This window comes from Variovorax sp. Varisp85, assembly GCF_047304045.1.
GTDB lineage: Bacteria > Pseudomonadota > Gammaproteobacteria > Burkholderiales > Burkholderiaceae_C > Variovorax.
The window spans coordinates 13800-39680 of the sequence record NZ_JBGLYN010000002.1; the positions used below are offsets into that span (position 1 = coordinate 13800).

Genomic DNA, 25881 nt, shown 5'->3' on the forward strand with positions numbered 1-25881 from the left:
TGGCTTGCAGTATCCCGGGCCGTGCCAACCGTCGCACCGGTGCGCGCCGACTGTGCATGTGGGAGCTTGCCTACCCTGCGGACGCTGCCCGAGGCCCGCGCTACTGCGGACTGGCCGCCAACAGGTAGCGGCAGCCGGTGCGGCCCAGCGCCTTGAAGGCCAGCGGCCGGTCGACGCCGAAGTCGAGGCAGTCGCCGGGCGAGAGCTCGAAGCGCTCGTCGCCGTAGTCGACCCGGAGGGCGCCCTCGAGCATCCACAGGCATTGCCGGTACGGCTTGCCGCTCCAGCGCGGGTAGTCGACCTGTGCCGAGCGCGGCAGTTCGACCTCGACCAGTTCGACGCCGCCCCCCCGGCGCTCGGCGACCTGCCGGCGCAGGTAGCCTGCCTTCGGGTCGCGCCAGATCTCCTGTTCGGCGCGAGTGCGCAGCCGCTGCGGCTGCTCCCTCTCCTCGGTGAGAAGCTGCGCCAGCGGTACGCCGAGCCCGGCGGCCAGCCGTCCCAGCAGAACGGCCGTGGGGCTGCTCTGGGCGCGCTCCACCTTGGAGATCATGGCCTTGCTCACCCCCGAGCGCTCGGCCAGGTCCGCAAGGCTCAGTGCCTGCACCTGCCGCAGCGCCAGCAGCCGGGCGGCGATGAGCGTGTCGATGTCCGGGCCGGGCGCGCTGGTTGTCGTTGGATCGTTTCTCATATGAGATTATTATTCTCTTATATTGAACGAAACTTCAAAGAGGAAAACCATGCGTCTCATCTCCTGCAGCGAGGAAACCCACGCCGCCGCGATACTGGCGATCCTCAACGAGGCCATCGCCACCTCCACCGCGCTGTACGACTACAAGCCGCGCACGCCCGAGAACATGGTCGCGTGGTTCGCCGCCAAGCGCGCCCACGGCTTCCCGGTGATCGGCGCGGAGGACGACAGCGGCAAGCTGCTGGGCTTCGCGAGCTATGGCGCTTTCCGCGCCTTTCCCGCCTACAAGTACACGGTGGAGCACTCGGTGTACGTCGACAGCGCGCACCGCGGCGAAGGCCTGGGCCGCACGCTGATGGAGGCGATCATTGCCGAGGCGATGGCGCGCGACATGCACGTGATGGTCGGCGCCATCGACGCCGCCAACGCCGGCAGCATCGCGCTGCACGAGCGCCTGGGTTTCGAGCATTCGGGCACCGTGCGGCAGGCCGGCTTCAAGTTCGGCCGCTGGCTCGACGTGGCCTTCTATCAGCGCATTCTTGCGACGCCGCTGAACCCGGTAGACGGTTAGACCAGCGTGTAGAAGCGCATCACCACTTCGGCAGGGTGGCGCACGCCGGCCCCGGTGAACATGCGCTCGTTGATCCACCGCAGCGAAGGCGACGCGGTCTCGAAGCGCGGGCTGCAGCGGAAATACACCTGCGACGGATCGACCGGTTCGCCGCGCAGCAGCCTGCCCATCACCTCGGGCGAGGCCGAGCGCACAGCGTGGTTCTGGACGTAGACGAGGTCACCCGCATCGGTCTCGAGGCCGTAGCGCGCGTCGAGCTCGGAGAGCGTATCGCTCACGATCAGCTGGAAGTCGCTGCCGCCCGGCAGCACGCGCGCCCGCCAGCCGTGGCCGATGGCCTCGCCGCCGGTGATCGGCACCACGCGGCGCAATCCGCGCTGGCTGCTACCCAGCACCTGCGGCACGCCCACCTCGACGCGCAGGTCGGCGAAGTGCTCGAGCGCAGGGGCTGCGATGGAGTCGAACACACTCATTGCCGTTGGCCGTTCAGGCTGCGGGTTGGGTTTCGGCGCTGGCGCGATCGAGCATTTCGATGGTGCCTGCGTCGAGCTTCAGCTGCGTCGCGACCACGAGTTCTTCGAGCTGGCCGATGGAGGTGGCGCTGGCGATGGGCGCCGTCACGCCCGGCCGCGCGATCTGCCACGCAATGGCGACCTGGCCCGGCTTGGCGTTGTACTGCTGGGCCACCTTGTCGAGTGCGTCGAGGATGCGCAGGCCGCGCTCGTTGAGGTATTTCCTGGTGGTGTTGGCGCCGCGCGGGCTCTTGGCCGCATCGGCCTCGGTGCGGTACTTGCCCGTGAGGAAGCCGGCCGCCAGCGCGTAGAAGTTGATCACGCCCACTTCGCGCTTCAGGCACAGCGGCTCCAGCGCGTCCTCGAACACCGCGCGGTCGTACAGGTTGTAGAGCGGCTGCAGGCTTTCATAGCGGGCAATGCCCAGGCGCTCCGACACGTCGAGCGCCTCGGCCAGCCGCGGCGCGCTGTAGTTCGAGGCGCCGATGGCGCGCACCTTGCCTTCCTTGATCAGCTTGTCGAAGGCGCCGAGCGACTCCTGGAGGGGCGTGCCGGCGTCATCGTCGTGCGACTGGTAGAGGTCGATGTAGTCCGTCTGCAGGCGCTTGAGCGAGGCCTCGACAGCTTCGCGGATGTATTGGGGCGACAGGCCCGACTTGCCTTCTCCCATCGGCTTGCCGACCTTGGTGGCCAGCACCACGCGGTTGCGCTTGCCGCTCTGCTTGAGCCATTTGCCGATGATGGTCTCGGACTCGCCGCCGACGTGGCCCGGAACCCAGGCCGAATAGACGTCGGCGGTGTCGATGAAGTTGAATCCCGCGTCCAGCCAGGCATCGAGCAGCTTGAACGACGCTGCCTCGTCGACGGTCCAGCCGAACACGTTACCGCCGAAGGCGAGCGGGGAAACCAGGAGGCCGGAGCGGCCGAGCGGACGAAGTTGCGACATGTCGAGGTGTTCCTGAGTAAGACGAAGGAATGCGAAAGATGAGAGCGGTCAGACGAAGCCCACGGCGCCCAGGATCGCCCCGGCGCCGAGCAGCCAAAGAAGGTGGATGCGCGTGCGCCAGACGATGAGTGCGGTCGCGCCGCTCAGCAGCCACAGGTGCCATGCAGGCGCATCGCCGGCATGGTTGCCGGCGGCCAGCACCCAGCCGGTGGCGATCAGCAGGCCCACGACCACGGGTGCCATGCCCTGCTTGAACGCGCGCACTTCGCGCCGCGTGCGGTTGCGGTGGCCCCAGCGCGTGGCGAAGTAGGTGAGGGTGGTGCTCGGCAGCATGATGCCGACCATGGTGACCGTCAGGCCGAAGAAACCGAGCGCCCAGGCCGGGAGCCCGGCGCCGATGCCGCCGCCCGCGTTGAGGCCGACGTTCCAGCCCATCAGCGCCACGAACAGCACGTTGGGCCCGGGTGCGGCCTGTGCGATGGCGACCGAGGAACTGAACTGCGCATCGGTGAGCCAACCGTTCTGGGCCACGAGGTAGCGGTGCATGTCGGGCACGGTGGTGATGGCGCCGCTGATCGACAGCAGCGACAGCAGCATGTATTGCCCGAACAGCGCCAGCCAGTCGTGCCATTGCATCGCGATGCTCATGCGGGGATTTTCTTCCAGGTCCACACGCAGGCCACGCCCCCCACCACCAGCAGCACCCAGCCGAGCGGCATCTTGAGCACCACGATGGCCACGAACACCAGCGCCATGAAGGCGAGGCAGGCTGCGAAGCCCAGCGGGTGCTTGCGCAGCTGCGGCACCAGCTTGATGCCGGTCGCGGCAATCAGTCCGCCCGACACCGCGCCCATGCCGCGCAGCGCCGCCGCCACTTGAGGGTTGCCCGCGTAGTGCGCGTACAGCACGGCCAGCGCGAGGATGACGACCATCGGAATGGCCAGCATGCCCGCCACGGCGGCGAGCGCTCCGCGCAGGCCGAAGTAGCGGTCGCCGATCATCAGGCCGAGGTTGATCACGTTGGGCCCCGGCATCACCTGCGCCACGGCCCAGTCTTCGAGGAACTGCTCGGGCGTGAGCCATTTCTTCTTCTCGACCATCTCGCGCTGGACGATGGCGAGCACGCCGCCAAAGCCCTGCAGCGCGAGCCAGGTGAATGAAAGGAACAGGTCGCGTGGCGATTGGGGCTGGGCGGCGGGGGGAGACGGGTGCATGTGGAGCGATTATCGTAGGCAGGCTTTCAACTTGCCGGGCAACGGACTGACACGGCACCGGGCGGCTTCACTGAGAAACTTCGGCATGCTCATGCAACTGCGCGCACTCTTCGATCTTTGCCAGCGGGCCTTCAATTCCTGGTCGAACGACTACGCGCCGAGCATGGGCGCGGCGCTGGCGTACTACACGGTGTTCTCGATCGCGCCGCTGCTGCTGATCGTGATCTCGGTCGCCGGCCTGGCGTTCGGGGAAGAGGCCGCGCGCGGCGAGATCTTCGCGCAGCTCGCCGGGCTCATGGGTGCACAGGGCGCGGCGGCGGTGCAGGGCATGCTGCAGGCCGTCAACAAGCCGGCCGAGGGCATCGTCGCGACGGCGATCGGGGTCGGGTTGCTGGTGGTGGGCGCCACCACCGTCTTCGGCGAGCTGCAGGATGCGCTCGACCGCATCTGGCGCGCGCCGGCCCGTGCCAAGAACAAGGGGCTGTTCAACCTGCTGCGCGTGCGGCTGCTGTCGTTCGGCATGATCATGGGCATCGGCTTCCTGCTCATGGTGTCGCTGGTGGCGAGCGCGGCACTCGCGGCGCTGGGCAAGTGGTGGTCGCCGGTGTTCGGCCCCTGGGAGGCGGCGGCGCAGGCCGTCAACTTCGTCTTCAGCTTCGCGATGGTGACGGTGATCTTCGCGATGATCTACAAGATCATGCCGCGCGCCAGGGTGCAGTGGCACGACGTGTGGATCGGGGCAGGCGTCACTGCGCTGCTCTTCACCGTGGGCAAGCACCTCATCGGGCTGTACATCGGCAAGAGCAGCGTCGCCTCGGGCTACGGGGCCGCGGGCTCGCTGGTGGTGGTGCTGGTGTGGGTGTACTACTCGGCGCAGATCTTCCTGCTGGGAGCCGAGTTCACCTGGGTCTATGCGCGCACCTACGGCTCGATGAAGGATACCAAGGGCGCGGGCGACCTGAATCCGTCCCCGACGCGCGAAGCGCCGCTTCCACACAACGACGCCTGAGCGTCAGCCGGCAAAGCCGCCTTCGTCGAGAAAGCGCTGTTCTTCCGCCGTGCTGCTGCGACCGAGCATCCTGTTGCGGTGCGGAAAACGGCCGAAGCGCGCAATGATGTCGCGGTGCAGCACTGCATAGCGCTGCGTGTTGGCGTCGAGCGCCGCGTTGAGTTCGACCGAGCGCTCCTGCTCGGCCAGCACCTCGGAGTGCATGAAGGGCAGGTAGAAGAAGGGGCGCAGCGCCGGCTCGCACTGCCGGTCGAAGCCCGCAGCTACCGCCTGCTTCGCCACGGCCAGCGCCTTGCCATCGGTAGCCAGCATGTGCGGATTGCCGCGCCAGGTGTTGCGAGGGAACTGGTCGAGCAGCACCAGAAGGGCCAGCGCACCTTCGGCATCGGACGCCCAGTGGTCGAGCTCGCCGCGGGCTGCAGCCTGATGGGCTTGCGAGAAGCGGGCGGAGAAATCGGCGTCGAAGGAATCATTCTTGGCGAACCAGCGGCCGGGACCGGCTTCGCGCCAGAAATCGGCCACGTCGCGGGCGCTGGGGAGGGGGGTGGAAGTCATCGCCGCATTCTCTTCCAGCCACCTGGGCGCCATCAAAGTCGGGGTGGTGGCCGACAAGACAAGAACCGCGGCGCTGCCTATGCTGTGGAGGTTTTCATAACTCAGGAGATCAAGCTCATGACCAACTATGGCACTCTTTTGCGCGCAGCTCTCGTCACCGCGGTGGCCAGTGCCGCGCTGGTCGGCTGCGGGATGATGTCGAAGTCGAACGTGGCGAGCTTCAGCGGCGCGATGAACGCGGCCAGCGAAGTCCCGCCCAACATGACGCGCGGCAGCGGCATGGCCGAGGCCTGGCTCAACCGCGACACCAACGTGCTCAAGTACAAGATCACCTACAGCGGCCTGAGCGGCCCGGCCACCATGGCGCACTTCCACGGCCCGGCCGCCGCCGGCGCCAATGCCGGCGTGGTGCTGCCCTTCGCCAACCCGGCGAGCCCGATCGAAGGCCAGGCCACGCTCACGCCGGCACAGGCCGCCGACCTGGCTGCGGGCAAGTGGTACGCCAACGTGCACACCGCCGCCAACCCGGGCGGCGAGATCCGCGGACAGATGCTGCCGAAGATGTGACATCGTTCCGGGGCGGCAAGCCCTGGTCAGGTTGGCGTCGCGGGGCTGGTGTCAAATGAACGAATGACGACACCACCCAAGAAGAAAATCCGTGCCGCCTCCAAACCCCTCGACCCATTCGCTTCGCGCCGCGAAGACATGCGCACCGCCCGCAAGGCGCTGGTGCTGCAGGGCGGGGGCGCGCTCGGCGCTTACCAGGCCGGCGTGTATGCAGCGCTCAGCGAAACCGAACTGCAGCCGCACTGGATCGCCGGCGTTTCCATTGGGGCCATCAACGCGGCGCTGATCGCGGGCAATGCGCCCGAACGCCGGGTCGACCGGCTGCGCGAGTTCTGGCACCTGGTGTCTTCGGGTCCTTCGCAGCGCCTGCCTTCATGGCTCGGCGACCGGGCCACGCAGAACCAGTACAGCGCGACGATGGCCTCGCTGCTCGGCATTCCGGGCTTCTTCGAACCGCGCTACTCGCCGGCCTTCCTGATGGGCGGCGCGGCGCCGCTGCTGAGCTACTACGACACCTCGCCGCTGAAGGCCACGCTCGAACGGCTTGTGGACTTCGACCGCATCAACGCCTGCGAAGCGCGCTTCAGCGTAGGCGCGGTCAATGTGCGCACCGGCAACTCGGTGTACTTCGACAACACGCGCCAGCGCATCGGGCCCGAGCACATCATGGCCAGCGGCGCGCTGCCGCCGGGTTTCGCACCGGTCAGCATCGACGGCGACGACTACTGGGACGGCGGCATCGTGTCGAACACGCCGCTGCAGTATGTGCTCGACATGCACCCGCGCTCCGAACCGCTGGTGGTGCTGCAGGTCGACCTGTTCAATGCGCGTGGCGAGATGCCGCGCACCATGGCGGGCGTGATGGAGCGGCAGAAGGACATCACCTACTCGAGCCGCACCCGCATGAACACCGACGCGCTGGCCGCCAACATGAACCTGCAGCAGGCGATTGCCGACCTGATCTCCAAGCTGCCGGTCAGCCTGCGCAACGACCCGAGCGTGCTCGCGGTGCAGTCGCAACTGACGCACCAGCCGATCGACATCTTCCATCTGATCTACCGCGACAAGCCCTACGAGCTGGAGTCGAAGGACTACGAGTTCTCGCGCGCCGCGGTGGAAGAGCATTGGGAATCGGGTGCGCGCGACATGCGCAACACGCTGGCCCACCCCGAGACCCTGCGCGCCGACGCCACGGTCAATGGCGTGACCACCTTCGACCTCGGTGAACATGGCGCGGGGCGCGTCAAGCGGCCGGGCCTGTCGACATGACGATGAAGGTGCCTCGATTCAGCCGCGGCTAAGAAACCGGCGCCAGACTGGCTGCCACTTCAACAGGAGGAATGTCCATGAACATTGAAGACGTGCGACGAACGGCATTCGCGATGCCGTTGACCAGTCCCGCTTTTCCGCCCGGCCCGTACCGGTTCGCGCGGCGCGAATTTCTCGTCGTCACCTACAGCACCGACATGGACGCTCTGCGCGCCGTGGTGCCCGAGCCGCTCGAAGTGGTCGAGCCGCTGGTCAAGTACGAATTCATCCGCATGCCCGACTCCACCGGCTTTGGCGACTACACCGAGTCGGGCCAGGTCATTCCTGTGCAGCTGCGCACCGCCAGGGGCGTGGAGAAGGGCTCGTACGTGCACGCGATGTACCTCGACGACCATCCGCCGATTGCCGGCGGGCGCGAACTGTGGGGTTTTCCGAAGAAGCTGGCCTCGCCGGTGCTCGACTATGAGACCGACGTGGTGGTCGGCACGCTCGACTATGGCAAGGTGCGCGTGGCCAAGGCCACGATGGGCTTCAAGCACCGCACGCTCGAGCCCGGGCCCATCCTCGCGGGCATCGCGCAGCCGAACTTCCTGCTGAAGATCATTCCGCACGTCGACGGCACGGCCCGCATCTGCGAGCTGGTGCGCTATCACATGGTCGACGTCACGCTGCACGGCGCGTGGGCCGGCCCGGCTTCGCTCGAACTGCATCCCCATGCACTGGCGCCGGTGGCCGACCTGCCGGTGCGCAAGGTTGAATCCGCGGTGCACTACATCGCCGACATGACGCTGGCGCTGGGCACCGTCGAACACGACTATCTCGCCTGACTCCCGCAGCCTCTTTCCCTCCCAACCCTCATCCAAGGAACTCACCATGCAACTCAAGGACAAGGTCGCCTACATCACCGGCTCGGCCAGCGGCATCGGCAAGGAAATCGCCATTCTGTTCGCACAGGAAGGCGCGAAGATCATCATTGCCGACCTCAACAAGGAAGCGGCCGACGCTACCGCGGCCGAGCTCAAGGCCACGGGCGCGCTGGCCATTGGCGTAGGTGTCGACGTGACCAACGAAGACCAGGTCAATGCCTCGGTCGAAGAGGGCGCTGCGGCCTTCGGCGGGATCGACATCCTCATCAGCAACGCCGGCATCCAGATCGTTCACCCGGTGGAAGAGTTCAGCTTCGCCGACTGGAAGAAGATGCTCGCCATTCACCTTGACGGGGCCTTCCTCACCACCAAGGCCTGCCTGAAGCACATGTACGCGCAGGGCCGCGGCGGCAGCGTGATCTACATGGGCTCGGTGCACTCGAAGGAAGCCTCTCTGCTGAAGGCGCCCTACGTGACGGCCAAGCACGGCCTCATCGGGCTGGCCAAGACTGTCGCGAAAGAAGGCGCCAAGCACGGCGTGCGCGCGAACGTGATCTGCCCGGGCTTCGTGCGCACGCCGCTGGTGGAGAAGCAGATTCCCGAGCAGGCCAGGACGCTGGGCATCAGCGAGCAGGAAGTCATCAAGAACGTGATGCTGAAGGAAACGGTGGATGGCGAGTTCACGACCACGGAAGACGTGGCGCGCGTGGCGCTGCTGTTCGCGGGCTTCCCGACGAATGCGCTCACCGGCCAGTCGCTGGTGGTGAGCCACGGCTGGTTCATGCAGTGATTTTTTCTCCCTCCCCCTCTGGGGGAGGGGCGGGGTGGGGGCACGAGGGCGCCCATTCAAGCGTGGCGCTTGATCGAAGGCCTGCCCCCATCCCAGCCTTCCCCCCAGAGGGGGAAGGAGCAAGGCAAGCACTACAACTTCAATTCCCAGGTCTCGCCCACGAGATGCTGGCCATAGCTCTCGTGCGGCTCCGACTTGGCGAGCTGGAAGCCGCGCTTCGCATAAATGCCGCGCGCGGCCGACAGGCAGCTGTTGGTCCACAGCACCATCTTCCGGTAGCCCTTGCGGCGCGCGAAGGTGATGCACTCGTCCACCAGCTTGCCGCCCAGGCCCAGCCCGCGCGCGGCGGGCGCCAGGATCAGCATGCGCAGCTGCGCCACCGTGGCCGACTTGCGCACCACGAAGATCGCGCCTACGCGCTCGCCGTTAAGTTCGGCGATCCAGCAGCGCTCCCACTCGGGCTGGAACTTGAGCAGGAACTCGCTCGCGATGCCGGCCACCAGAGCCTCGAACTCGCTGTTCCAGCCGTACTCGCGCGCATAGATTTCGCCGTGCTGCTGCACCACCCAGCCGATGTCGCCGGGCGCCGGGTCGCGCAGCACGGCCGCCTGGAGCTTCGCGGGCGGCGCCTCGGAGTCGAGCAGCGCTTGCATCGTGCCCATCGCCTGCACCAGCTGCTGGCGCTGGGCCGGCGCCAGCGGGGCGAGCAGGGCGGCGGCTTCTTCGCGCGATTTCTGTTGCAGCGGCGCGAATGCGGCGTGGCCGGCGTCTGTCAGGCGCAACACGCTCTGCCGCGCATCGCGCGGATGCGGCTTGCGCGAAAGCCAGCCCTCGTTCTCGAAGCGGCGCAGGATGCGGCTCATGTAGCCCGCATCGAGCCCGAGGTCGCGGCCGATCTCGCTGGCGACGGCCGTTTCACGGTGCGCCAGCTCGTACAGCACGCGCACGTCGGTCAAGGACATGGTGCTGCCGAGGTAAGGATCGAGGGCGCCGATACGGCGCGTGTAGAAGCGGTTGAACTGCCGGATTGCCTTGACGGCGGCGGGATCGACGGTTGGAGATGGGGTGGACATGATTGCCATTGTCATCAAATTATTTGACTTTGGCAATCAATTGAAGGCCTTGCGACAACCGGGTCACAGGATGTTTGTCGCGACAGACATGGTGGAAAACCCTAAAATCGAGGGTTGCCCACAACGGCGCCGCTATGGCGCTGTCAACGCCCACCGATGAACGCCCCCGTCGACGTCTCCCTTTTTGCACGTGCCGCCAAGCCGCTGACCAGCTACCGCAAGTACTGGGCCGCCCGTTTCGGCACGGCGAAGTTCCTGCCGACCTCGCGCAAGGAAATGGAAGCGCTCGGCTGGGACAGCTGCGACATCATCGTGGTCACCGGCGACGCCTACGTCGACCACCCCAGCTTCGGCATGTCGGTGATCGGCCGCATGCTGGAGGCGCAGGGTTTCCGTGTGGGCATCATCGCCCAGCCCGATTGGCAGAGCGCAGAGCCCTTCAAGGCGCTGGGCAAGCCGAACCTGTTCTTCGGCGTGACCGCCGGCAACATGGATTCGATGATCAACCGCTACACGGCCGACCGCAAGATCCGCAGCGACGACGCCTATACGCCCGGCGACGTCGGCGGCTCGCGCCCCGACCGCGCGGCCATCGTGTATTCGCAGCGCTGCAAGGAAGCCTGGAACGACGTGCCGATCATCCTCGGCGGCATCGAAGGTTCGCTGCGCCGCATCGCGCACTACGACTACTGGTCGGACAAGGTGCGCCGCTCGATCGTCGTCGATTCGAAGTGCGACCTGCTGCTGTACGGCAACGCCGAGCGCGCCATCGTCGAGATCGCGCACCGCCTGGCCGCCAAGGAACCGGTGCAGCAGATCACCGACGTGCGCGGCACCGCGTTCGTGCGGCGCGAAACGCCCGAAGGCTGGTTCGAGATCAACTCCACCAGCGTCGACGAACCCGGCCGCGTCGAAGCGCATGTCAATCCGTACCTGATGGTGTCCGACCAGGCCAAGGCCAACGGCGCGACCTGCGCGAAGGAAGACGAGGCCGAAGCCGTCGCCAAGGCGGCAGAAGCTGCCGGCTCCGCTGCCGGTTCGGTCGTCAACCCCGCCATCAAGCCGCTGAACTTCGTGCCCAACCCGGCCCTGGCCGTGCGGGCAAGAATCAAGGTTCCGCCGCGCGACCATTCGGTGATCCGCCTGCCGTCGTACGAGCAGGTGCGCAGCGACCCGGTGCTCTACGCCCACGCCAACCGCGTGCTGCACCTCGAGACCAACCCCGGCAACGCCCGCGCGCTGGTGCAGGCGCACGGGGAGGGCGCCACGGCGCGCGACGTGTGGATCAACCCGCCGCCCATTCCGCTCACCACGGCCGAGATGGACCACGTGTTCGACCTGCCGTACGCGCGCAGCCCGCATCCGCGCTATGCCGACGAGAACGGCAGCCACGATGGCGCGACCAAGATCCCGGCGTGGGAAATGATCCGCTTCAGCGTGAACATCATGCGCGGCTGCTTCGGCGGCTGCACCTTCTGCTCGATCACCGAGCACGAAGGCCGCATCATCCAGAGCCGTTCGGAAGACTCGATCATCAAGGAGGTCGAGGCCATCCGCGATTCGGTCAAGGGCTTCACCGGCACCATCTCCGACCTGGGCGGCCCCACGGCCAACATGTACCGCATCGGCTGCAAGTCGCCCGAGATCGAGTCGGCCTGCCGCAAGCCCAGCTGCGTGTATCCGGGCATCTGCCCGAACCTCAACACCAACCACGACCCGCTCATCAAGATCTACCGCCGGGCGCGTGCGCTCAAGGGCATCAAGAAGATCCTCATCGGCTCCGGCCTGCGCTACGACCTGGCCGTGCAGTCGCCCGAATACGTGAAGGAGCTGGTGCAGCACCACGTCGGCGGCTACCTGAAGATCGCGCCCGAGCACACCGAACAAGGCCCGCTCACCAAGATGATGAAGCCCGGCATCGGCAGCTACGACAAGTTCAAGCAGATGTTCGAGAAGTACTCGGCCGAGGCTGGCAAGAAGCAGTACCTCATTCCGTACTTCATTGCCGCGCACCCGGGCACCAGCGACGAGGACATGATGAACCTCGCGATCTGGCTCAAGAAGAACGGCTTCCGCGCCGACCAGGTGCAAACGTTCTACCCGAGCCCGATGGCCACGGCGACGACGATGTACCACACCAACAAGAACCCGCTGCGCAAGATCACGCGCGAGAGCGAGACGGTGGACATCGTGCGCGGCGACAAGCGCCGCCGCCTGCACAAGGCCTTCCTGCGGTATCACGACGCCAACAACTGGCCGCTGCTGCGCGAGGCGCTCAAGAGCATGGGCCGCGCCGACCTGATCGGCAACGGCAAGCACCACCTCATCCCGACTTGGCAGCCGCTGACCGACGGCGGTTACACCAGCGCGCGGCGCAAGAACTCGACGGCCGCACCGGCCGTGGCCAAGGCCGTGCCGGTCAAGCTGACGCCGGTGAAGCCCTCGAAGGGCCGCATCCTCACGCAGCACACCGGCCTGCCGCCGCGCGACAACGGCTCGGGGCCGGCCTCGCGCAAAGCCGCTGGCCCGGTGCGTGGCGGCATCCGCAAGCCGCGCTAATTTCAGAACGCCGGCGCGGTCCGACCGACAGCGAAGATGGACAGTCCGCTGTATGGTGTGGGCCATGAGCAGTTCTCCCTCCCCGCGGGCTTCATGGACGCGCACCTTGGCCGGGGCGCTGCTGCTCGCGGCCTCGCTGCAGGCGCTTGCCGCCGCACCTGAAAACTCTTCTGTCCAGGCGCTGCGTGCCACGCACCAGCGGATGAGCGACAAGCTCGATCACAGCAGTTTCGGGCGCCCCGTGCAGCTCGATTCCATGGAGACGACCGACGGCCTGCAGGGTGACGTCTACGCGGTGGTCGAACATCCGCTGTCGGCGATCAGCGCCACGCTCAAGGGATCGGCCCACTGGTGCGGCGTGCTGACCCTGCACATCAACAACCGGCGCTGCCGCACGGCCAGCGGCCCGCAAGGCAGCGAAATGCTCACGCTCTATGTGGTGCGTCGCTACGACAAGCCGATCGACCAGGCCTTCGAGCTGCCGTTCGTCTACCGGGTCACCAACGCCACGCCCGAGTACATGTCGGTCGAGCTCATGGCCGAGAGCGGGCCGCTGGGCACCAGCAACTACCGTGTCACGCTGCAGGCCGTGGCGCTCGACGAGCGCAAGAGCTTCCTGCATTTCAGCTACAGCTACGACCACAACGCGATGGTGCGGCTGGGCACCATGGCCTACCTGGCGACGTTCGGCAGCGACAAAGTCGGCTTCACTGTGGTGGGCAAGACGCCGGAAGGGCAGCCCGAATACATCCGCGGCCTGCGCGGGCTGGTGGAGCGCAACGCGATGCGCTACTTCCTGACGCTCGACGCCTACCTCGCCGCGCCGGGCCCCGACCAGGCCGAGCGCCGCCAGCGCCGCTGGTTCGCAGCGGTGGAGCAGTACCCGCGCCAGCTGCACGAAGTGGACCTCGATACCTATCTCGCACTGAAGCGCGAAGACCGGCAGCGCGACGGCGCGGCGCGCTGAATCAGCTGGCCATCGTGAGCAGCGGCACGTCGCGCGTGCGGCTCATGGCTTCGAGTTCGGCGCGTGTGCGGGTCGCGAGCCACGCGGCCAGCGCCTCGTGCGTGGCCGGCGCAGTCATGTCGCGCGAAGCGATTGCAGCCGCCTCGCATAGCCGGGCCGCGAAATGCGGCTCCAGCGCGGCAACGGCCACGCGGCCGTCGGCGCAGGGGTAGACGCGGTAGCCGGCGTGCGCGCCGCCGACCATGCCCGAGGGCTGCGTGAGGCCCCAGGTGCGGGGCAGGGCGAGCCAGTCGGCCGAGGCGTTCAGCGCCACCTCGAAATACGCGCCGCCGGCCTTGCGGGACCGCCGCAGCATGGCCTTCAGCACAGCCTCGCTTGCGAGCAGGGCACCGCCCATGTCGGCATAAAGTGTCGGCGGCAGCTCGGTGCCGGTGACGAGCCCGCTTTCGGCGAGGTAGGTCAGGTCGTGGCCCGGTTCCTCGGCGCGCTCGCCCGGCGCGCCGACGATGGCCACCTGCGACAGGGCCGGATGACGCGCATGCAGCGTGGCCCAGTCGAGCCCGAGCTTGCCGAGCGCGAAAGGGCGGAATGAGGTGAGCAGCACGTCGGTCGCCGCGAGTTCGGCGTGCAGCAGCTGCTGCCCGGCCTCGGTCTTGAGATCGACGGTGCGGATCTCGATGCCCGCATGCAGCGCCGCATACGCGGGCCGGTTGTAGAGCCCCATCGGATCGCCGCCCGGCGGCTCCAGCTTGAGGCAGGTGGCGCCCATTTCACGGCAGCGCAGCAGCGCGGCGGGGCCGGGGAGGTTGAGCGCGACGCTCACGACGCGCACGCCCTCGAGCGTCGCGGCATGGTCGTTGGCGGGGCTGGCGGAACTCGGCATCGGCGTCTTGTCTCCGGGAAACTCGTTCCGCGCATTCTCACCCCGGCACCCGAAGCCACTTCCCGCAAGCCGACGCCGCGTCTCGCGCGTAGCATCCGCGAGTGGCAGCCACCTCCCTTGCCGCTGCCTCAATGACAAGGAGACGAACCATGTTTGAAGCTTCCCTCATGAGCGGCCGGCGCATCCTCGTGACCGGCGGCGGCACGGGCCTCGGCCGTGCGATGGCCGAGCGCTTCCTGGGCCTGGGCGCCGACGTGGCCATCTGCGGCCGGCGCCAGTCGGTCTGCGACGAGACCGCGGCCGAGTGGCGGCAGCAGTTCCCGGACAGGCGTATCGACACCTTCGGCGTCGACATCCGCATCGCGCAGCAGGTCGACGAGATGGTCGAGAGCCTGTTCCAGAGTGGCGGCCTCACGGGGCTCGTCAACAACGCGGCGGGCAACTTCGTCTCGCCGACCGAGAATCTCTCGCCGCGCGCCTTCGACGCCATCGCCAACATCGTGTTCCACGGCAGCTTCTACGTGACGCAGGCGGTGGGCAAGCGCTGGGTGGCGCAGGCCAAGTCGGGCGAGTGGAAGCCGGGCGATGCCTTCCGCAGCGTGATGAGCATCATCGTCACCTGGGTGGACAACGGCAGCCCCTACGTCGTGCCCTCGGCCATGAGCAAGGCCGGCATCGAGGTCATGACCAAGTCGCTTGCGGTGGAGTGGGCGCGGCATGGCATCCGCCTGAACGCCGTCGGCCCCGGCGAGATTCCGACCGAAGGCATGAGCAAGCGCCTGAACCCAGGCGAGGAGCCCGGCGCGCGCAGCAAGCAGCACAACCCGATGGCACGCACCGGCCGCATGAGCGAACTGCAGAACCTCGCGTCCTTTCTGATGGCGCCCGGGCAGTGCGACTGGCTCACGGGCCAGAGCATCATGATGGACGGCGGCAACGCGCTGGCCACCGGTGGCAACTTCTACGAGCTGCGCCAGTGGAGCGACGCCGACTGGCAGGCCGCGCGCGAACGCATCGAGGCGCAGAACCAGAAGGACAAGGCGCAGCGCTGAAGCCTCGCTCGCGGGGTGTGCGTCGACCCGCTCAGTCTGCGATGTCCGCGCCGCGTTCGGCCAGCAGGCTGCGCAGCACGGAGCGATGGCAGTGCGATTCGTCCTCGCAGTAGCAGCCCACCGAAAGCGAAGTGCTGTGAGACAGCGCGGCCAGCAGGTCGAGGCTGCGGCTCGCGTCGGGCTCGGCCATCTCGGCCTTGAACTTGCGCACGAAGGCGCTCCACTGCGCGGGTGAGTCGGCTTTCTGGGCTTCCTGCGCCTGCTTCATCGTCTCGACGGAGGGTGCGAGGTTCGGGTACCACACGTCGTACCAGTCCTGCGATGCGAACTCGGTCTTCGGAACGCCGCGCGGCGGACGGCGCACGGTGCCTACGCGCAGGCCCTCGTCGGGCGCGCGCGGGGTGCCGAGACGGACGATGCGGATGCTCATGGGGGTTTCCCCTTTCTCTGTTTGTCTCAGGTGCCGACGATACCGCCGTCGCGCCGGCGAATCGCCAGCGTCGCGGAGCGCGGCCGCGCGCTGCCCGGCTCCGTGCCGTCGGGCCAGGCGCTGTTGGGTTTCGTGTCGCCGTCGTCGCGCGCCTCGCCCGGATGCTGGATGTTGACGAACAGCGTGCGCCGGTCGGGCGTGACCACGCAGCCGGTGATCTCGCAGCCGTTTGGTCCGGTGAGAAAGCGCTTGATGCGCCCCGATGCCGGGTCGGCGCAGAGCATCTGGTTGTTGCCCAGAGAGGTGTAGGGCGGCCTGCCCAGCACCTGGCCGCTCAGATCGGTCTGGATCCACAGCAGGCCGCCCTTGTCGAAGTGCAGGCCGTCGGGGGCGCCGAACATGTCGGCCTCGTTTGATGGATAGCGTGCGCCGCTGCCGGACTGCGCGGGATCGCCCGCGAGCGCGAAATGGTCCCAGGCGAAGCCGGTGCTGGCAGCGTCGCCACCGTCTTCGCGCCAGCGCAGGATGCCGCCGAACAGGTTGTTGGCGCGTGGGTTGGCTGCGTCGGGCCCGGGCTTGCCGGCGTCGCCGCGCTGGCTGTTGTTGGTGAGGGTCACGTAGACCTCGCCCGACTGGGGGTGCACCGCGATCCATTCGGGCCGGTCCATCTTCGTGCCACCAACGACGTCGCCTGCCAGCCGGGCGTGGATCAGCACCTCGGCCTGGTCGGCGAAGCCGTTCGCCGCATCGAGCCCATCGCGGCCGTGCGTAAGCTCGAGCCAGCGGCCGCGGCCGCCGGTGTCGTAGCGCGCCACGTAGAGCCTGCCATCGTCGAGCAGGTGGCGGTTGGCGGCGCGTGCGGCGGCGTCGGTGCCGGGGCGCACCTTCTCCCGGCTGACGAACTTGTAGATGTATTCGAAGCGCGAGTCGTCGCCCATGTAGACGACCAGACGGCCGTCCTTGGCGACCGTGCAGGTGGCGCTTTCCTGCCGCTTGCGGCCGAGCGCGGTGCGCTTGATGGGCTCGGCGGCCGGGTCGAAGGGATCGATCTCGACCACCCAGCCGAAGCGGTGCGGCTCGTTCGGATGCCGGCTCAGGTCGAAGCGCTCGTCGTAGCGCCAGTACTCCACCCATTGCGAGCCGGCCACCGTGCCGTAGCGGCGCTGGGCAGCCGTCGCGTCCTGGGCGGCCTCCTTCGGCCCGCCGAAGTAGCCATGGAAGTTTTCCTCGCACGTGAGGTACGTGCCCCACGGCGTGACGCCCATGGCGCAGTTGGCAAAAGTGCCGGACACCGCATCGCCCGCCGGGTTGGCGGCGGTGCGCATCAGCGGCGTTCCTGCGGCCGGACCAGTGATGCGCATCGGCGTGTTGCCGTGCACGCGGCGCGCGAAGGGCGAGGGCTGCACCTGCTGCCAACCCTGTGCGCTGCGCCGGATCTCGATCACCGAGACCCCCATCGCGTGCAGCGACTTGCGCACCTTCTCGGCGGTCCATACCTTCACGCCGTCGGTATGCAGCAGCTGCTCGTCGGTGTATTCGTGGTTCATCACCAGCAGGCCGCGCTCGCCGCTCGCGTCGAGCGCGAAGAAGTGCATGCCGTCATGGTGCATGCCGGCCTGCGCGGCCTGGTCGTCGGCACTGTTCCCGGCGTCGGGCGCGAAGGCCGGCATCCGCCCCGCGATGCCGGTGGGCGTGCCCCAGGGGTAGAGCAGTTGCCACTCGTACCCGGGCGGCACTACGACGCCGTCGTGCAAGGAAGCCGGCACGCCGGCGAAGCCCAGCACGTCGCCATGGGGCGCGGACGGGGAAGGGGCGGCACAGCCCTGGCCGAACAGCGCCACCACGGCGGCGGCCGAACCCGATTGAATGAGAAAGTGGCGGCGGTCCAGAGACATGGCAGAGGGTGTTGTGCAGGCGACAGGCGCCATCATCGCCGAGTGCCAGGCCCGGCGATACTGGCGCAGGACCCATTCCGGAGACATCGAATGACCGACCGCATCGAAACGACCCGCCACGCCGACGGCGTGGTGGAACTGCAGCTCGCGCGCGCCGACAAGATGAACGCGCTCGACCCCGCGATGTTCGATGCACTCATCGAAGCCGGCGAGGCGTTGCGTGAGGACAAGGCAGTGCGGGCCGTGGTGATCTCGGGCCGCGGCAAGGCCTTCTGCGCGGGACTGGACATGGCGTCTTTCGAGCGCATGCAGCAGGGCCCGGGCTCCGATGTGCTGGGCGAGGGCGCGGCCGGCGCCAACCTGCTGGCGCGCACGCATGGCATCTCGAACGCCGCGCAACAAGTGGCGATGGTCTGGCGCGAGGTGCCGGTGCCGGTCATTGCGGCCGTGCATGGCGTGGCCTTCGGCGGTGGGCTGCAGGTGGCGCTGGGTGCGGACATCCGCATCGTGGCGCCCGACACCAGGCTCTCGGTGATGGAAATCAAGTGGGGCCTGGTGCCCGACATGGCCGGCATGGTGCTGATGCGTGAGCTCGCCCGAAGCGACGTGGTGCGCGAACTCACCTTCACGGGCCGCGTCTTCTCCGGCGAGGAGGCTCTTCGGATCGGCTTCGCCACCCGCATTGCGGTCGATCCGCTGGCCGAGGCGCTGCAGATGGCGCACGAGATCGCAGGCAAGAGCCCCGATGCGATCCGTGCCGGCAAGCGGCTGCTCAATGCGTCGGCCTCGCAGAGCGCAGCTGAACTGCTGGTGGCCGAATCGGTCGAGCAGAAGGCCCTGATCGGCAGCCCGAACCAGCTTGAGGCCGTGAAGGCCAACATCGAGCGGCGCATGCCGCGATTCAGTATTCCGGCCTGATCCACATCTGGCCTGCGGCCCTGATGCAGGGGCTGGTCGCTGCGCCGTCCCACGTCCGGGCGGCCGGGTAATCCCCCAGCCCGGAGGGTGCCGAACTTCGCGCAACCTCGTATCCCCCAGCTTTCGCGCCTGCCGCTGCCCGTGGGCGACCCTCTTAGGTCGCGTTCAAACCGCCGAAAACACACGAGTGCTTTTTTCGGCGCCCTTGTGTAAGAATAAAGTAGTTGTTTTAAGGGGAGGAGAAGAGAGAATGGAGGTAGTTTGTGTGCAGAAGGTCACGTCTTCCCCTCTGATGGCTACGCAGAGGGTGGTTGTTGACAGCGCACTAATTAACAATTGAACGCTTTGCTTAGCGACGGCGATCCTGCATGTCGACGACCACGTTTTTTTGCAACCTCAGCGTGCCCATCCTGGTGGGCGAGGATCGCTACAAGTACATCCCCATCGTGGGGGTCTTCCGCAGCATTCCATTCGATCAAGTCGATAAATGGGTGATGCATCCCGACGGCGGGCCGCGCAGCGACCGCGAATTGGCGGCTGAAGTTCTTGTCGAGATCCGCAAGCCACTCGGTTCGAGTGGACGCACAGCGCCGCACGCTTTCGATGTGGGAGACATCCTGCAGCTCGACCGCGCCGCCGCGATCGTCGTGTCCACCTTCCTTGCGGCGCTTCCGCGCGTCTGACGCCGCTGCGGTCGGCCCCCAGGACGCCTATCGCCTGCCGCGCGCGTCCACCGGCCAGATGGCGACAAGCGTGCCGCCTTCGACCACGTGATACGCGTCATGCAGGTTGACCGTCGGGTCGCAATGCGGCGTGACGAACTCCACGCGAGCACCCAGCGCGGGCCGCTGCGCCTGCGAGCCCTGGGGCGGTATCAACTTGCCGTGCTCGTCGCCGAAGAAGGCATAGCGGCTCGCGGCGTCGGCGCCTTTGGCCACCAGCGGCACGCCGCTGTCGGTCGAGAAGCACTTGGTGCCGCCGTCCACCGTCACCCAGCCGGTCGCATTCGTGCTGACCACTGCCGTCTGCACGAACAGCGAAACCTCGAAGGGCGACGGTTGCCCGTCGTTGGCGAGCACCTGCGTGTACTCGGCATCCATGAACACGTACGAGCCCGCCTGCAGTTCGGTGAACGCGTTCTCCTGCGAATCGAGATCGTGCGTGCCGGTGCCTGCACCGGTCACGATGTCGAAGTGCAGGCCCTGCCGCTTCGCCGCCGCGACGATGTCCGCCACCGTTTCGCGCAGGCCGGCCGCCGCCGTGCTGCGCTCCTCGCGCGACACGATGTGCTGCAGGTTGCCCGCATAAGACTGCAGCCCGCGCAGCCGCAGGCGCGGCTCGGCGGCCACCAGTGCCGCGAGTTCGAGCACCTTCGCCTGCGTGGCTGCGCCGGTGCGGTTGTAGCCCGCGCCGTAATCCACCAGCACGTCGAGCGGGTGCGTGAGTTCGCTCACCGCACGCGCCAGGTCGGCCAGGTTCTGCGGGTTGTCGACCACCACCATCACGTCGCCCGGGCGCGCACGCTGCGCCAGCTTGATGAGCCGCGAGATCTTGCTCGGCGTGACGGCGGGCGAGGTGATGAGCACGCCCGGAATGCCGCCCTGGACCATCACCTCCGCCTCGCCCAGCGTGACGCAGCTCACGCCGATGGCGCCCGCCGCAACCTGCCGCCGCGCGATCTCGACCGACTTGTGCGTCTTCACATGCGGTCGCAGGTTGATGCCGCGCGCCTTGGCGAAGGCGGCCATGCGTTCGATGTTGCGCGTCATTGCGGGCAGGTCGATCAGCAGGGCGGGCGTGTCGAGCAGGTGGCGGCCGCCGGGAACGCCGATGAGGGGCGCGTTGACTTGCAGCGGGTCTTGGGGCATCGGGAAAAGCCTTTGAAGGGGAGGGGGCGAGAAAAATGAGCCAGCATTTCGCGCGCGAATGATCGCACTGAATGCCTGCCTGGCGCAGGACGCCGGAGACGGAAATGTCCCTACGCCGGACGCGATGGTCCGTGGTGCGTTGGCCGGCGCAGCGCCAGCCACCAGAGCAGCGCGGCATTGATCGCCCAACTGCCGGCCAGCAGCATCAGCGCCGTGTTCGCCACGCCGGGCGACAGGTCCAGCGTCAGCAAGCTCATCGACCATGGCAGCCCGCCCAAGACGGCGGCGAGCAGGCCCGCCTCGCTCTCGGGCACGGCGGCGCAGGCCAGGACACACGCGACGCCGGTGACCGTGTAGATCAGCGCGGCGACGCGCCATCCGAAGCGCGCTGGCGGCCGTGAATTTGCAGTGGGCATGCCCTGAGCATCGCCGATCCCGCACCGGGCCGTGAAGGCCTGTTGCGCGAAGGGACGTAGTGTTCCGGCGATGCCGTTCCCAGCGGCTTCTTCGGCTTGTCATTTGAGCGCTCCACCATCTGAACATCCGGCGGCTGTCATCGAGGAGCGGCCTTGGCTGACACGCCCTCCCGAGGGGTGGCGGTGAGATGGCTGCCAGGGAGTTTGCGCAGGTCCGCACGGGCCTGCAGCGTGCTTCCCCGTCGAACCGACAACAAGACTGGGATTTCACATGGTTGAGTATTTCCGCGTAGGTCTTCCCTACATTCGAATGCGCTTCAAGGTGCCGGCGCGGCGCGGCAGCAGGGTCGAGTTCAATGGCCGTTTCGGGATCATCTCCGGCGCGAGCGGCGAGTACCTGCTGGTGAAATTCGACGGCGAGGCCGCAGCAGCCGTCGTCCACCCGATCGAGCTCAACTACGTGGAGACGGGCGAGGCTATCGAGCCTTTGTCGCCATTGATTCCAGAGGGCGCAGAGAGGGCACTCTGACGAGCCCTGGCGAGGGTTAATCCCGGAGATTTTTGTCTGCGGCAAGGCTATCTTGGCTGCGCGATCAGCTGCTGGCGGTCCCTGCTTGCCTGCCCGGACGGGGCCCAATGGCTGATGATGGTGGCCAATTCAGCCAAGGATGTGCCAAAGTCGGGTATGAGTTCCAGACGTCATTGCGCCGAAGACACATAGTGTTTCGCCGGCCATCCATCACCTTCCGGACGACGGCTTTCGTGGCCGTGGTTTGCCTCACCCTCGTGGTGCTCGACTGCTGGAACAGCTGGCACGCGCGCACGGTCCTGCTCCAGCAGATGGGCGTCGCGGCGTCGAATCTCGCGCGTGCAATGGCACAGCAGGCGGAAGACACGGTCAAGCAGGCCGATACGGCGCTGGTCGGCATCGTCGAGCGCGTCGAACACGACGGCACGGAGCCGGCGGCCGTCGAACGGCTTCGCAAGGTTCTTGCCATGCGGGTGGCCGAACTCCCTCAGCTCGATGCGATTCACATCTATGACAAGGATGGAAACTGGGTCGCAAACTCCAGGCAGACGACGTCGCAGAATCCGAACCTGAACAATGCGAGCCGGGAGTACTTTCTATTTCATCGAGAGCACGAGGAGCGGGGGCCGCACATCGGCATTCCGGTGCAAAGCCGAACCAACGGAAAGCTGCTCGTTCCCGTCTCCCGGCGCATCAACAATGCGGATGGCAGCTTCGCCGGCGTGGTGCTTGCGTCGATCGATATCGACTTCTTCAAGAAGTTCTACGACAGCCTCGACATAGGCCGTGCCGGCGCGATCGGGCTGGTCCTCGAAACCGGGACCATGATGATTCGCCGGCCGTACAGCGCAGACATGGTGGGACGGAACATGCGGGAGACCGGGCTCTTCCGCGCATACCTTGCACAAGGTCCGGTAGGAACGACCGAAGTCTTATCAGCGCAGGACGGCGTCACGCGCCTGAACAGCTTTCGGCGTCTCGACAACTATCCGTTGTTCGTTACTGCAGCACTTTCGAAGGATGAGATCCTGGCCGCATGGTGGCAGGACACGCTCTGGCATACGGCGGGCATCATTCTCATGACGTCGATCGTCGGCTTCGTCGGATGGCGGCTGGTGAAGCAGATGGAACTGCGAAACAAGAGCGAGGCCGAACTGCGGCGGGCGCGCGACGCGCTGGAAACGCTCAACAAGACCTTGAATACGCTCGCCATGGAGGACGGCCTTACCGGGTTGGCAAATCGCCGCCAGTTCGACGTGACGCTCGACAGCGAATTCAGCCGGGCCATGCGCGATGCGAGCACCCTGGCGCTCATCATGATCGATGTCGATTGCTTCAAGCAGTACAACGACATCTATGGACATGCGGCCGGCGACGAGTGCCTGCAGACGATCAGCCGCACGATCGCCAGCCTCGCTTCGCGCCGTCCGGGAGATCTCGCGGCCCGCTACGGCGGAGAAGAACTCGCGGTGTTGTTGCCGCATACCGATGTGGCTGGCGCCGTCATCCTGGCGGAAAGAATCCGCAGTGCAGTTCGTGGCCTGGAAATCGTGCACGCCGGTACGCCAGACGGGTTCGTGACGCTGAGTGCCGGCGTGGATGCGCTCAGCCCCGCAATCACCAAGGGGCCGCCGAAGGCGTTGATCCAGGCAGCCGACAAGGCGCTGTACGAGGCCAAGATGGGGGGGCGGAACCGTGTTTGCACGACGATGCGAAAGGCGGCCTGAAGGGGACACAGCTTGAAGGAGCCCGTCGCCTTGGAACGGACCCAAGCCAACCCTGATGGCGACAACGGCCGGTCGCTTGCGAACCGGTGCCTACGCGCCCTCCCGCAGCGGTGGGGCTTGCATGCGTTCCTGCCCCGGCATCGGAGAGTGGCAAAACGTCTGGCTCCTGCGTCGCAGTGGTATGCAGTCGCGCGTCCGACCTCCCGGCATGCCGGCGGGGTATGGGCAACTTCGCGATGCTCACCATGAACGCCGACGCGCAGCTTTGATGGCGCGCATGTACAAGCCCGACCCGATCCGACCCGACGTTGCCGCGGGATCAGCAGGACAAGCGCTCGGTGATCCCAATGGAGGCTGTGACTTGACGCAATCTCCTCCACCGAGGAAGCACGAGGCTTGGCCAAAGCGTCCCTCATGCTCTGCTTCAGCACCGGCCTGGCGATCACGATGGTTGCGGCGGGCGTCGTCGCTGCCCTGGGTGTGAAGCATGTCGCCGGTGTGGTCCAGAGCCACAGTTCACCCGTACTGACGGCGAAACTGCCTGACCAAGGCATCGGCGGGTCCACGATTCCGTTCGCGCGCTCGTTTTCATCCCGGAGCGACGGGCTTTGAAAGTGCCTACGCGCCGAGACGCGGGCGCAGCCATCCAAAGAAAGAGCCCGCCAGGAACGCCCACAGGCTCATCACGAGAAAGGCTTCGACAAAGCCGCGCACCGAAAAGGGCGCGGGCCGACTGAGGACGGAGAAGTCCATGCCATGGAACAGGCTGTTCATGAAGCTCAGAAACGGGCCGGGTGCAGCGACCCAGGCCAGGGTGCACAGGGCATAGAAAACCGCGACGGTGGTGGCCAGCGCCACTCCTGTGCGAAGCGCGGTCGACGGTGCGCCGCTTTCCTGAATCGAAGGCGACGTGTGGTTCATGAATTCTCCTTGGAGGTTGGAGATGCCTCTCAGCCAATCCAGGCGCGCCGCGAGCCTTCTGCCTTGACCTAGCGCAAGCTGCGGAGCGCTGGGTGTCCCGAAACTTGGTTAACAAGCCGGAGGCCCTCTATGCGCTCAATTCTTCTTCTCACCATCACCGCGGCGCTTTCGAGCGGCGCACTGGCGCAATCCGCGCAGGACCATGGTGCCCATCACCCTGCGAACGCGGTAGCGCCAACGTCTGGAACGTCGAAGGCGCCCAAAGTACCACCTGTGCAGATGGAGATGCAGATGAAGTCCATGCAGGCGATGCACCAAAAGATGATGGACGCGAAGACGCCGGACGAACGCCAGGCGTTGATGGGCGAACACATGAAGGCCATGCAGGACGGCATGGCGATGATGGGCCAAATGCACACTTCCGACGGCAAAGGCGGCGCGCGCATGTCTCCCGAGATGATGGGCAAGCGCATGGACATGATGGAAATGATGATGCAGATGATGATGGACCGCGACGGGATGAAGCCACCGGCGGCCAAGTAGCCGTCGGCCGCAAGGAGCAAGGCCATGGGCGATATGAACCACGAACCGCCCCCGTTCTGGCGCTCGCGCGGAGGCGTAGTGCTGCTCGTCGTATCGGCAGTCGGCGGTTTTCTTCTGTTCACCGAACACCGCGCCCATGTATTGGGCGTCTTGCCGTTCGCACTTCTGCTGGCGTGCCCGCTGATGCACCTCTTCATGCACCATGGCCACCACCACGGCAGCCACTCAAGAAAGGCTGACGATGAACACCCCAGACAATGACTACGGCCTGTGGGACCTGGGGGTTCTCAACTCGGCCATCTTCGTCGGGTTCGCCTACAGCTTCTTCAAGCCGACGACCCTGCGCGACTGGCGCAGCTTCGGCGCCTACTCCGGGTTCATCGTCGCGCTGTTCGCGGAGATGTACGGCTTCCCGCTGACCATCTACCTGCTGTCGGGCTGGCTGGGCTCGAAGTTTCCGGGTGTCAACCTGTTCGGTCACGACGCCGGTCACCTATGGTGGCTGCTGACCGGTCGGCATGGCAATCCGCACCTCGGTGTACTCCACATCCTGAGCATCGTCGTGCTCTTCGCTGGTTTCATGCTGCTCTCGAAGGCCTGGTACGTGCTCTATCATGCCCAGCGGCGTCATGCGCTTGCGACCGCGGGACCGTACCGACTGGTGCGCCATCCGCAGTACATCGGCTTCGTGCTCATCATGTTCGGCTTCCTGCTGCAATGGCCGACACTGCTGACGATGGCGATGTTCCCGGTGCTCGTGGCGATGTATGTGCGGTTGGCCATCTCCGAGGAGCGCGACTCGGAAGCCGCATTCGGCGACGCGTGGCGCGATTACGCGGCTGCCACGCCACGGTTCATTCCGCATTTCTCGAAAGACGACCGTGGCCGGCCGGTCAACAGCCACACGGGGCGCTGAGCTCGCTTCCGGTCTCGGCGCCATGGTTTTGGGCGCCGGTTTGGCGCTCATTGCCCCAGAGGCCATTCGGCCCTACGCCGTCCCATTGCTCGGCGTGGGTCTGCTGGTCCATGGCGCAGGGATGACACTGAAGTACCGGCTCGAAGGCCGCGAAAGTCCACCGGCCTGGTGGGAGCGGTTGCTGTTCTGGTTGTGCT

31 protein-coding genes are annotated in these 25881 nt (G+C 66.7%); 18 read left to right on the plus strand and 13 right to left on the minus strand.

The features are described 5' to 3' along the window. Nucleotides 1-100 precede the first annotated feature (100 nt). Nucleotides 101-688: a helix-turn-helix domain-containing protein gene (locus ACCC97_RS01555; protein WP_413331422.1), complete on the minus strand. Its 588-nt coding sequence runs from the start codon at nt 686-688 to the stop codon at nt 101-103. A 49-nt stretch (nt 689-737) separates the two neighbouring features. Here ACCC97_RS01555 and ACCC97_RS01560 point away from each other — a divergent pair, with 49 nt between their 5' ends. Beyond that, nucleotides 738-1259 carry a GNAT family N-acetyltransferase gene (locus ACCC97_RS01560; protein WP_007828321.1) on the plus strand — a complete coding sequence of 174 codons (522 nt, stop codon included), beginning with the start codon at nt 738-740 and terminating at the stop codon, nt 1257-1259. Here the strand turns inward: ACCC97_RS01560 and ACCC97_RS01565 are convergent. Genes ACCC97_RS01565 through ACCC97_RS01580 form a run of 4 tightly spaced genes read right to left on the minus strand, consistent with a single transcriptional unit; the run spans nt 1256 to nt 3931 of the window. Further along, nucleotides 1256-1732: a DUF3237 domain-containing protein gene (locus ACCC97_RS01565; protein ID WP_413331423.1), complete on the minus strand. Its 477-nt coding sequence runs from the start codon at nt 1730-1732 to the stop codon at nt 1256-1258. The two genes, ACCC97_RS01560 and ACCC97_RS01565, sit on opposite strands and share 4 nt — an antisense overlap. Before the next feature lie 13 nt (nt 1733-1745). After that, the gene (locus tag ACCC97_RS01570; RefSeq protein ID WP_413331424.1) at nt 1746-2717 is read right to left on the minus strand and encodes an aldo/keto reductase; all 972 of its coding nucleotides are present in this window, start codon (nt 2715-2717) and stop codon (nt 1746-1748) included. Between the two features lie 48 nt (nt 2718-2765). After that, complete coding sequence (locus ACCC97_RS01575; protein WP_413331425.1) at nt 2766-3365, minus strand: chromate transporter; 600 nt, start codon at nt 3363-3365, stop codon at nt 2766-2768. Beyond that, nucleotides 3362-3931, minus strand: a complete 570-nt coding sequence (locus ACCC97_RS01580) for a chromate transporter (protein ID WP_007828328.1) — start codon at nt 3929-3931, stop codon at nt 3362-3364. The genes ACCC97_RS01575 and ACCC97_RS01580 overlap by 4 nt, the downstream gene beginning before the upstream one ends. 85 nt (nt 3932-4016) lie before the next feature. Here ACCC97_RS01580 and ACCC97_RS01585 point away from each other — a divergent pair, with 85 nt between their 5' ends. Next, on the plus strand, nt 4017-4940 hold the full coding sequence (locus tag ACCC97_RS01585; RefSeq protein WP_413331426.1) for a YihY/virulence factor BrkB family protein: 924 nt from the start codon (nt 4017-4019) through the stop codon (nt 4938-4940). Between the two features lie 3 nt (nt 4941-4943). Here the strand turns inward: ACCC97_RS01585 and ACCC97_RS01590 are convergent, their stop codons facing one another. Beyond that, nucleotides 4944-5495: a DUF924 family protein gene (locus ACCC97_RS01590; RefSeq protein ID WP_042672612.1), complete on the minus strand. Its 552-nt coding sequence runs from the start codon at nt 5493-5495 to the stop codon at nt 4944-4946. A 117-nt stretch (nt 5496-5612) separates the two neighbouring features. On the opposite strand from ACCC97_RS01590, the gene ACCC97_RS01595 reads away from it, so the two are divergent. The 4 genes from ACCC97_RS01595 to ACCC97_RS01610 all read left to right on the plus strand — a co-directional run bounded on the left by ACCC97_RS01595 (nt 5613) and on the right by ACCC97_RS01610 (nt 8987). Next, on the plus strand, nt 5613-6062 hold the full coding sequence (locus ACCC97_RS01595) for a CHRD domain-containing protein (RefSeq protein ID WP_007828331.1): 450 nt from the start codon (nt 5613-5615) through the stop codon (nt 6060-6062). Between the two features lie 138 nt (nt 6063-6200). Continuing rightward, the gene (locus ACCC97_RS01600) at nt 6201-7331 is read left to right on the plus strand and encodes a patatin-like phospholipase family protein (protein WP_413313191.1); all 1131 of its coding nucleotides are present in this window, start codon (nt 6201-6203) and stop codon (nt 7329-7331) included. Nucleotides 7332-7408: 77 nt separating this feature from the next. Continuing rightward, the gene (locus ACCC97_RS01605; protein WP_413313049.1) at nt 7409-8158 is read left to right on the plus strand and encodes an acetoacetate decarboxylase; all 750 of its coding nucleotides are present in this window, start codon (nt 7409-7411) and stop codon (nt 8156-8158) included. 46 nt (nt 8159-8204) lie between these two features. Continuing rightward, on the plus strand, nt 8205-8987 hold the full coding sequence (locus tag ACCC97_RS01610) for a 3-hydroxybutyrate dehydrogenase (protein ID WP_007828334.1): 783 nt from the start codon (nt 8205-8207) through the stop codon (nt 8985-8987). 131 nt (nt 8988-9118) lie between these two features. Here the strand turns inward: ACCC97_RS01610 and ACCC97_RS01615 are convergent, their stop codons facing one another. Beyond that, nucleotides 9119-10069 carry a GNAT family N-acetyltransferase gene (locus ACCC97_RS01615; protein ID WP_413331427.1) on the minus strand — a complete coding sequence of 317 codons (951 nt, stop codon included), beginning with the start codon at nt 10067-10069 and terminating at the stop codon, nt 9119-9121. On the opposite strand from ACCC97_RS01615, the gene ACCC97_RS01620 reads away from it, so the two are divergent. The 3 genes from ACCC97_RS01620 (at nt 10059) to ACCC97_RS01630 (ending at nt 13586) form a co-directional block, all read left to right on the plus strand. Beyond that, a complete protein-coding gene (locus ACCC97_RS01620) occupies nt 10059-10220 on the plus strand; it encodes a hypothetical protein (protein ID WP_413331428.1) in 162 nt (53 codons plus the stop codon). The genes ACCC97_RS01615 and ACCC97_RS01620 overlap by 11 nt on opposite strands. Continuing rightward, complete coding sequence (locus tag ACCC97_RS01625; RefSeq protein WP_413331429.1) at nt 10217-12619, plus strand: YgiQ family radical SAM protein; 2403 nt, start codon at nt 10217-10219, stop codon at nt 12617-12619. The genes ACCC97_RS01620 and ACCC97_RS01625 overlap by 4 nt, the downstream gene beginning before the upstream one ends. Nucleotides 12620-12683: 64 nt before the next feature. Next, on the plus strand, nt 12684-13586 hold the full coding sequence (locus tag ACCC97_RS01630; RefSeq protein ID WP_413331430.1) for a hypothetical protein: 903 nt from the start codon (nt 12684-12686) through the stop codon (nt 13584-13586). Between the two features lies 1 nt (nt 13587). Here ACCC97_RS01630 and ACCC97_RS01635 read toward each other — a convergent pair whose 3' ends face one another. Further along, nucleotides 13588-14469: a CoA transferase gene (locus ACCC97_RS01635; RefSeq protein WP_413313056.1), complete on the minus strand. Its 882-nt coding sequence runs from the start codon at nt 14467-14469 to the stop codon at nt 13588-13590. Nucleotides 14470-14618: 149 nt separating this feature from the next. Here ACCC97_RS01635 and ACCC97_RS01640 point away from each other — a divergent pair, with 149 nt between their 5' ends. Beyond that, complete coding sequence (locus ACCC97_RS01640; RefSeq protein WP_007828343.1) at nt 14619-15521, plus strand: SDR family oxidoreductase; 903 nt, start codon at nt 14619-14621, stop codon at nt 15519-15521. Between the two features lie 31 nt (nt 15522-15552). Here ACCC97_RS01640 and ACCC97_RS01645 read toward each other — a convergent pair whose 3' ends face one another. Further along, nucleotides 15553-15951, minus strand: coding sequence for a DUF488 domain-containing protein (locus tag ACCC97_RS01645; protein WP_413331431.1), 399 nt, complete (start codon nt 15949-15951; stop codon nt 15553-15555). Nucleotides 15952-15977: 26 nt separating this feature from the next. Then, nucleotides 15978-17846, minus strand: coding sequence for a PhoX family protein (locus ACCC97_RS01650; RefSeq protein WP_413331432.1), 1869 nt, complete (start codon nt 17844-17846; stop codon nt 15978-15980). Between the two features lie 90 nt (nt 17847-17936). Between ACCC97_RS01650 and ACCC97_RS01655 the strand changes: the two genes are divergently transcribed. Both ACCC97_RS01655 and ACCC97_RS01660 read left to right on the plus strand, forming a co-directional pair. Next, nucleotides 17937-18764, plus strand: coding sequence for a crotonase/enoyl-CoA hydratase family protein (locus ACCC97_RS01655; protein ID WP_413331433.1), 828 nt, complete (start codon nt 17937-17939; stop codon nt 18762-18764). Between the two features lie 368 nt (nt 18765-19132). Continuing rightward, nucleotides 19133-19447, plus strand: coding sequence for a hypothetical protein (locus tag ACCC97_RS01660; RefSeq protein WP_007828349.1), 315 nt, complete (start codon nt 19133-19135; stop codon nt 19445-19447). Between the two features lie 27 nt (nt 19448-19474). Here the strand turns inward: ACCC97_RS01660 and ACCC97_RS01665 are convergent, their stop codons facing one another. Both ACCC97_RS01665 and ACCC97_RS01670 read right to left on the minus strand, forming a co-directional pair. Next, nucleotides 19475-20632, minus strand: coding sequence for a DSD1 family PLP-dependent enzyme (locus tag ACCC97_RS01665; RefSeq protein ID WP_413331434.1), 1158 nt, complete (start codon nt 20630-20632; stop codon nt 19475-19477). Nucleotides 20633-20742: 110 nt separating this feature from the next. Further along, nucleotides 20743-21048 carry a hypothetical protein gene (locus ACCC97_RS01670; protein WP_007828351.1) on the minus strand — a complete coding sequence of 102 codons (306 nt, stop codon included), beginning with the start codon at nt 21046-21048 and terminating at the stop codon, nt 20743-20745. A gap of 271 nt (nt 21049-21319) precedes the next feature. Here ACCC97_RS01670 and ACCC97_RS01675 point away from each other — a divergent pair, with 271 nt between their 5' ends. The 3 genes from ACCC97_RS01675 (at nt 21320) to ACCC97_RS01685 (ending at nt 23916) form a co-directional block, all read left to right on the plus strand. Continuing rightward, entirely contained in the window at nt 21320-21577 is a 258-nt protein-coding gene (locus tag ACCC97_RS01675; RefSeq protein ID WP_007828352.1) for a hypothetical protein, read from the plus strand. Between the two features lie 191 nt (nt 21578-21768). Beyond that, nucleotides 21769-23304 carry a sensor domain-containing diguanylate cyclase gene (locus ACCC97_RS01680; RefSeq protein ID WP_042672615.1) on the plus strand — a complete coding sequence of 512 codons (1536 nt, stop codon included), beginning with the start codon at nt 21769-21771 and terminating at the stop codon, nt 23302-23304. 396 nt (nt 23305-23700) lie between these two features. Continuing rightward, entirely contained in the window at nt 23701-23916 is a 216-nt protein-coding gene (locus ACCC97_RS01685) for a hypothetical protein (protein WP_007828355.1), read from the plus strand. A 6-nt stretch (nt 23917-23922) separates the two neighbouring features. On the opposite strand, the gene ACCC97_RS01690 is transcribed toward ACCC97_RS01685, so the two are convergent. Then, the gene (locus tag ACCC97_RS01690) at nt 23923-24225 is read right to left on the minus strand and encodes a DUF5676 family membrane protein (RefSeq protein ID WP_007828357.1); all 303 of its coding nucleotides are present in this window, start codon (nt 24223-24225) and stop codon (nt 23923-23925) included. 129 nt (nt 24226-24354) lie between these two features. Here ACCC97_RS01690 and ACCC97_RS01695 point away from each other — a divergent pair, with 129 nt between their 5' ends. From ACCC97_RS01695 to ACCC97_RS01705, 3 genes are read left to right on the plus strand one after another with little or no spacing between them, the layout of a single operon-like run. Then, entirely contained in the window at nt 24355-24768 is a 414-nt protein-coding gene (locus ACCC97_RS01695; protein WP_007828359.1) for a hypothetical protein, read from the plus strand. A 24-nt stretch (nt 24769-24792) separates the two neighbouring features. Beyond that, nucleotides 24793-25029 (plus strand): DUF2933 domain-containing protein, encoded by a 237-nt coding sequence (locus ACCC97_RS01700; protein ID WP_007828361.1) that lies wholly within the window; start codon nt 24793-24795, stop codon nt 25027-25029. Next, on the plus strand, nt 25010-25684 hold the full coding sequence (locus ACCC97_RS01705) for a methyltransferase family protein (protein ID WP_007828363.1): 675 nt from the start codon (nt 25010-25012) through the stop codon (nt 25682-25684). The genes ACCC97_RS01700 and ACCC97_RS01705 overlap by 20 nt, the downstream gene beginning before the upstream one ends. Nucleotides 25685-25881 lie beyond the last annotated feature (197 nt).

Bases quoted from the DNA above. Each gene is read 5' to 3' on its own strand.
- ACCC97_RS01575 (WP_413331425.1), bottom strand. From the start codon at position 3,365: ATGAGCATCGCGATGCAATGGCACGACTGGCTGGCGCTGTTCGGGCAA.
- ACCC97_RS01645 (WP_413331431.1), bottom strand. From the start codon at position 15,951: ATGAGCATCCGCATCGTCCGTCTCGGCACCCCGCGCGCGCCCGACGAG.
- ACCC97_RS01655 (WP_413331433.1), top strand. From the start codon at position 17,937: ATGACCGACCGCATCGAAACGACCCGCCACGCCGACGGCGTGGTGGAA.
- ACCC97_RS01695 (WP_007828359.1), top strand. From the start codon at position 24,355: ATGCGCTCAATTCTTCTTCTCACCATCACCGCGGCGCTTTCGAGCGGC.
- ACCC97_RS01570 (WP_413331424.1), bottom strand. From the start codon at position 2,717: ATGTCGCAACTTCGTCCGCTCGGCCGCTCCGGCCTCCTGGTTTCCCCG.
- ACCC97_RS01585 (WP_413331426.1), top strand. From the start codon at position 4,017: ATGCTCATGCAACTGCGCGCACTCTTCGATCTTTGCCAGCGGGCCTTC.
- ACCC97_RS01700 (WP_007828361.1), top strand. From the start codon at position 24,793: ATGGGCGATATGAACCACGAACCGCCCCCGTTCTGGCGCTCGCGCGGA.
- ACCC97_RS01665 (WP_413331434.1), bottom strand. From the start codon at position 20,632: ATGCCCCAAGACCCGCTGCAAGTCAACGCGCCCCTCATCGGCGTTCCC.
- ACCC97_RS01635 (WP_413313056.1), bottom strand. From the start codon at position 14,469: ATGCCGAGTTCCGCCAGCCCCGCCAACGACCATGCCGCGACGCTCGAG.
- ACCC97_RS01690 (WP_007828357.1), bottom strand. From the start codon at position 24,225: ATGAACCACACGTCGCCTTCGATTCAGGAAAGCGGCGCACCGTCGACC.
- ACCC97_RS01670 (WP_007828351.1), bottom strand. From the start codon at position 21,048: ATGCCCACTGCAAATTCACGGCCGCCAGCGCGCTTCGGATGGCGCGTC.
- ACCC97_RS01595 (WP_007828331.1), top strand. From the start codon at position 5,613: ATGACCAACTATGGCACTCTTTTGCGCGCAGCTCTCGTCACCGCGGTG.
- ACCC97_RS01590 (WP_042672612.1), bottom strand. From the start codon at position 5,495: ATGACTTCCACCCCCCTCCCCAGCGCCCGCGACGTGGCCGATTTCTGG.
- ACCC97_RS01615 (WP_413331427.1), bottom strand. From the start codon at position 10,069: ATGGCAATCATGTCCACCCCATCTCCAACCGTCGATCCCGCCGCCGTC.
- ACCC97_RS01640 (WP_007828343.1), top strand. From the start codon at position 14,619: ATGTTTGAAGCTTCCCTCATGAGCGGCCGGCGCATCCTCGTGACCGGC.
- ACCC97_RS01625 (WP_413331429.1), top strand. From the start codon at position 10,217: ATGAACGCCCCCGTCGACGTCTCCCTTTTTGCACGTGCCGCCAAGCCG.
- ACCC97_RS01555 (WP_413331422.1), bottom strand. From the start codon at position 688: ATGAGAAACGATCCAACGACAACCAGCGCGCCCGGCCCGGACATCGAC.
- ACCC97_RS01630 (WP_413331430.1), top strand. From the start codon at position 12,684: ATGAGCAGTTCTCCCTCCCCGCGGGCTTCATGGACGCGCACCTTGGCC.
- ACCC97_RS01705 (WP_007828363.1), top strand. From the start codon at position 25,010: ATGAACACCCCAGACAATGACTACGGCCTGTGGGACCTGGGGGTTCTC.
- ACCC97_RS01605 (WP_413313049.1), top strand. From the start codon at position 7,409: ATGAACATTGAAGACGTGCGACGAACGGCATTCGCGATGCCGTTGACC.
- ACCC97_RS01600 (WP_413313191.1), top strand. From the start codon at position 6,201: ATGCGCACCGCCCGCAAGGCGCTGGTGCTGCAGGGCGGGGGCGCGCTC.
- ACCC97_RS01580 (WP_007828328.1), bottom strand. From the start codon at position 3,931: ATGCACCCGTCTCCCCCCGCCGCCCAGCCCCAATCGCCACGCGACCTG.
- ACCC97_RS01650 (WP_413331432.1), bottom strand. From the start codon at position 17,846: ATGTCTCTGGACCGCCGCCACTTTCTCATTCAATCGGGTTCGGCCGCC.
- ACCC97_RS01660 (WP_007828349.1), top strand. From the start codon at position 19,133: ATGTCGACGACCACGTTTTTTTGCAACCTCAGCGTGCCCATCCTGGTG.
- ACCC97_RS01620 (WP_413331428.1), top strand. From the start codon at position 10,059: ATGATTGCCATTGTCATCAAATTATTTGACTTTGGCAATCAATTGAAG.
- ACCC97_RS01565 (WP_413331423.1), bottom strand. From the start codon at position 1,732: ATGAGTGTGTTCGACTCCATCGCAGCCCCTGCGCTCGAGCACTTCGCC.
- ACCC97_RS01675 (WP_007828352.1), top strand. From the start codon at position 21,320: ATGGTTGAGTATTTCCGCGTAGGTCTTCCCTACATTCGAATGCGCTTC.
- ACCC97_RS01560 (WP_007828321.1), top strand. From the start codon at position 738: ATGCGTCTCATCTCCTGCAGCGAGGAAACCCACGCCGCCGCGATACTG.
- ACCC97_RS01610 (WP_007828334.1), top strand. From the start codon at position 8,205: ATGCAACTCAAGGACAAGGTCGCCTACATCACCGGCTCGGCCAGCGGC.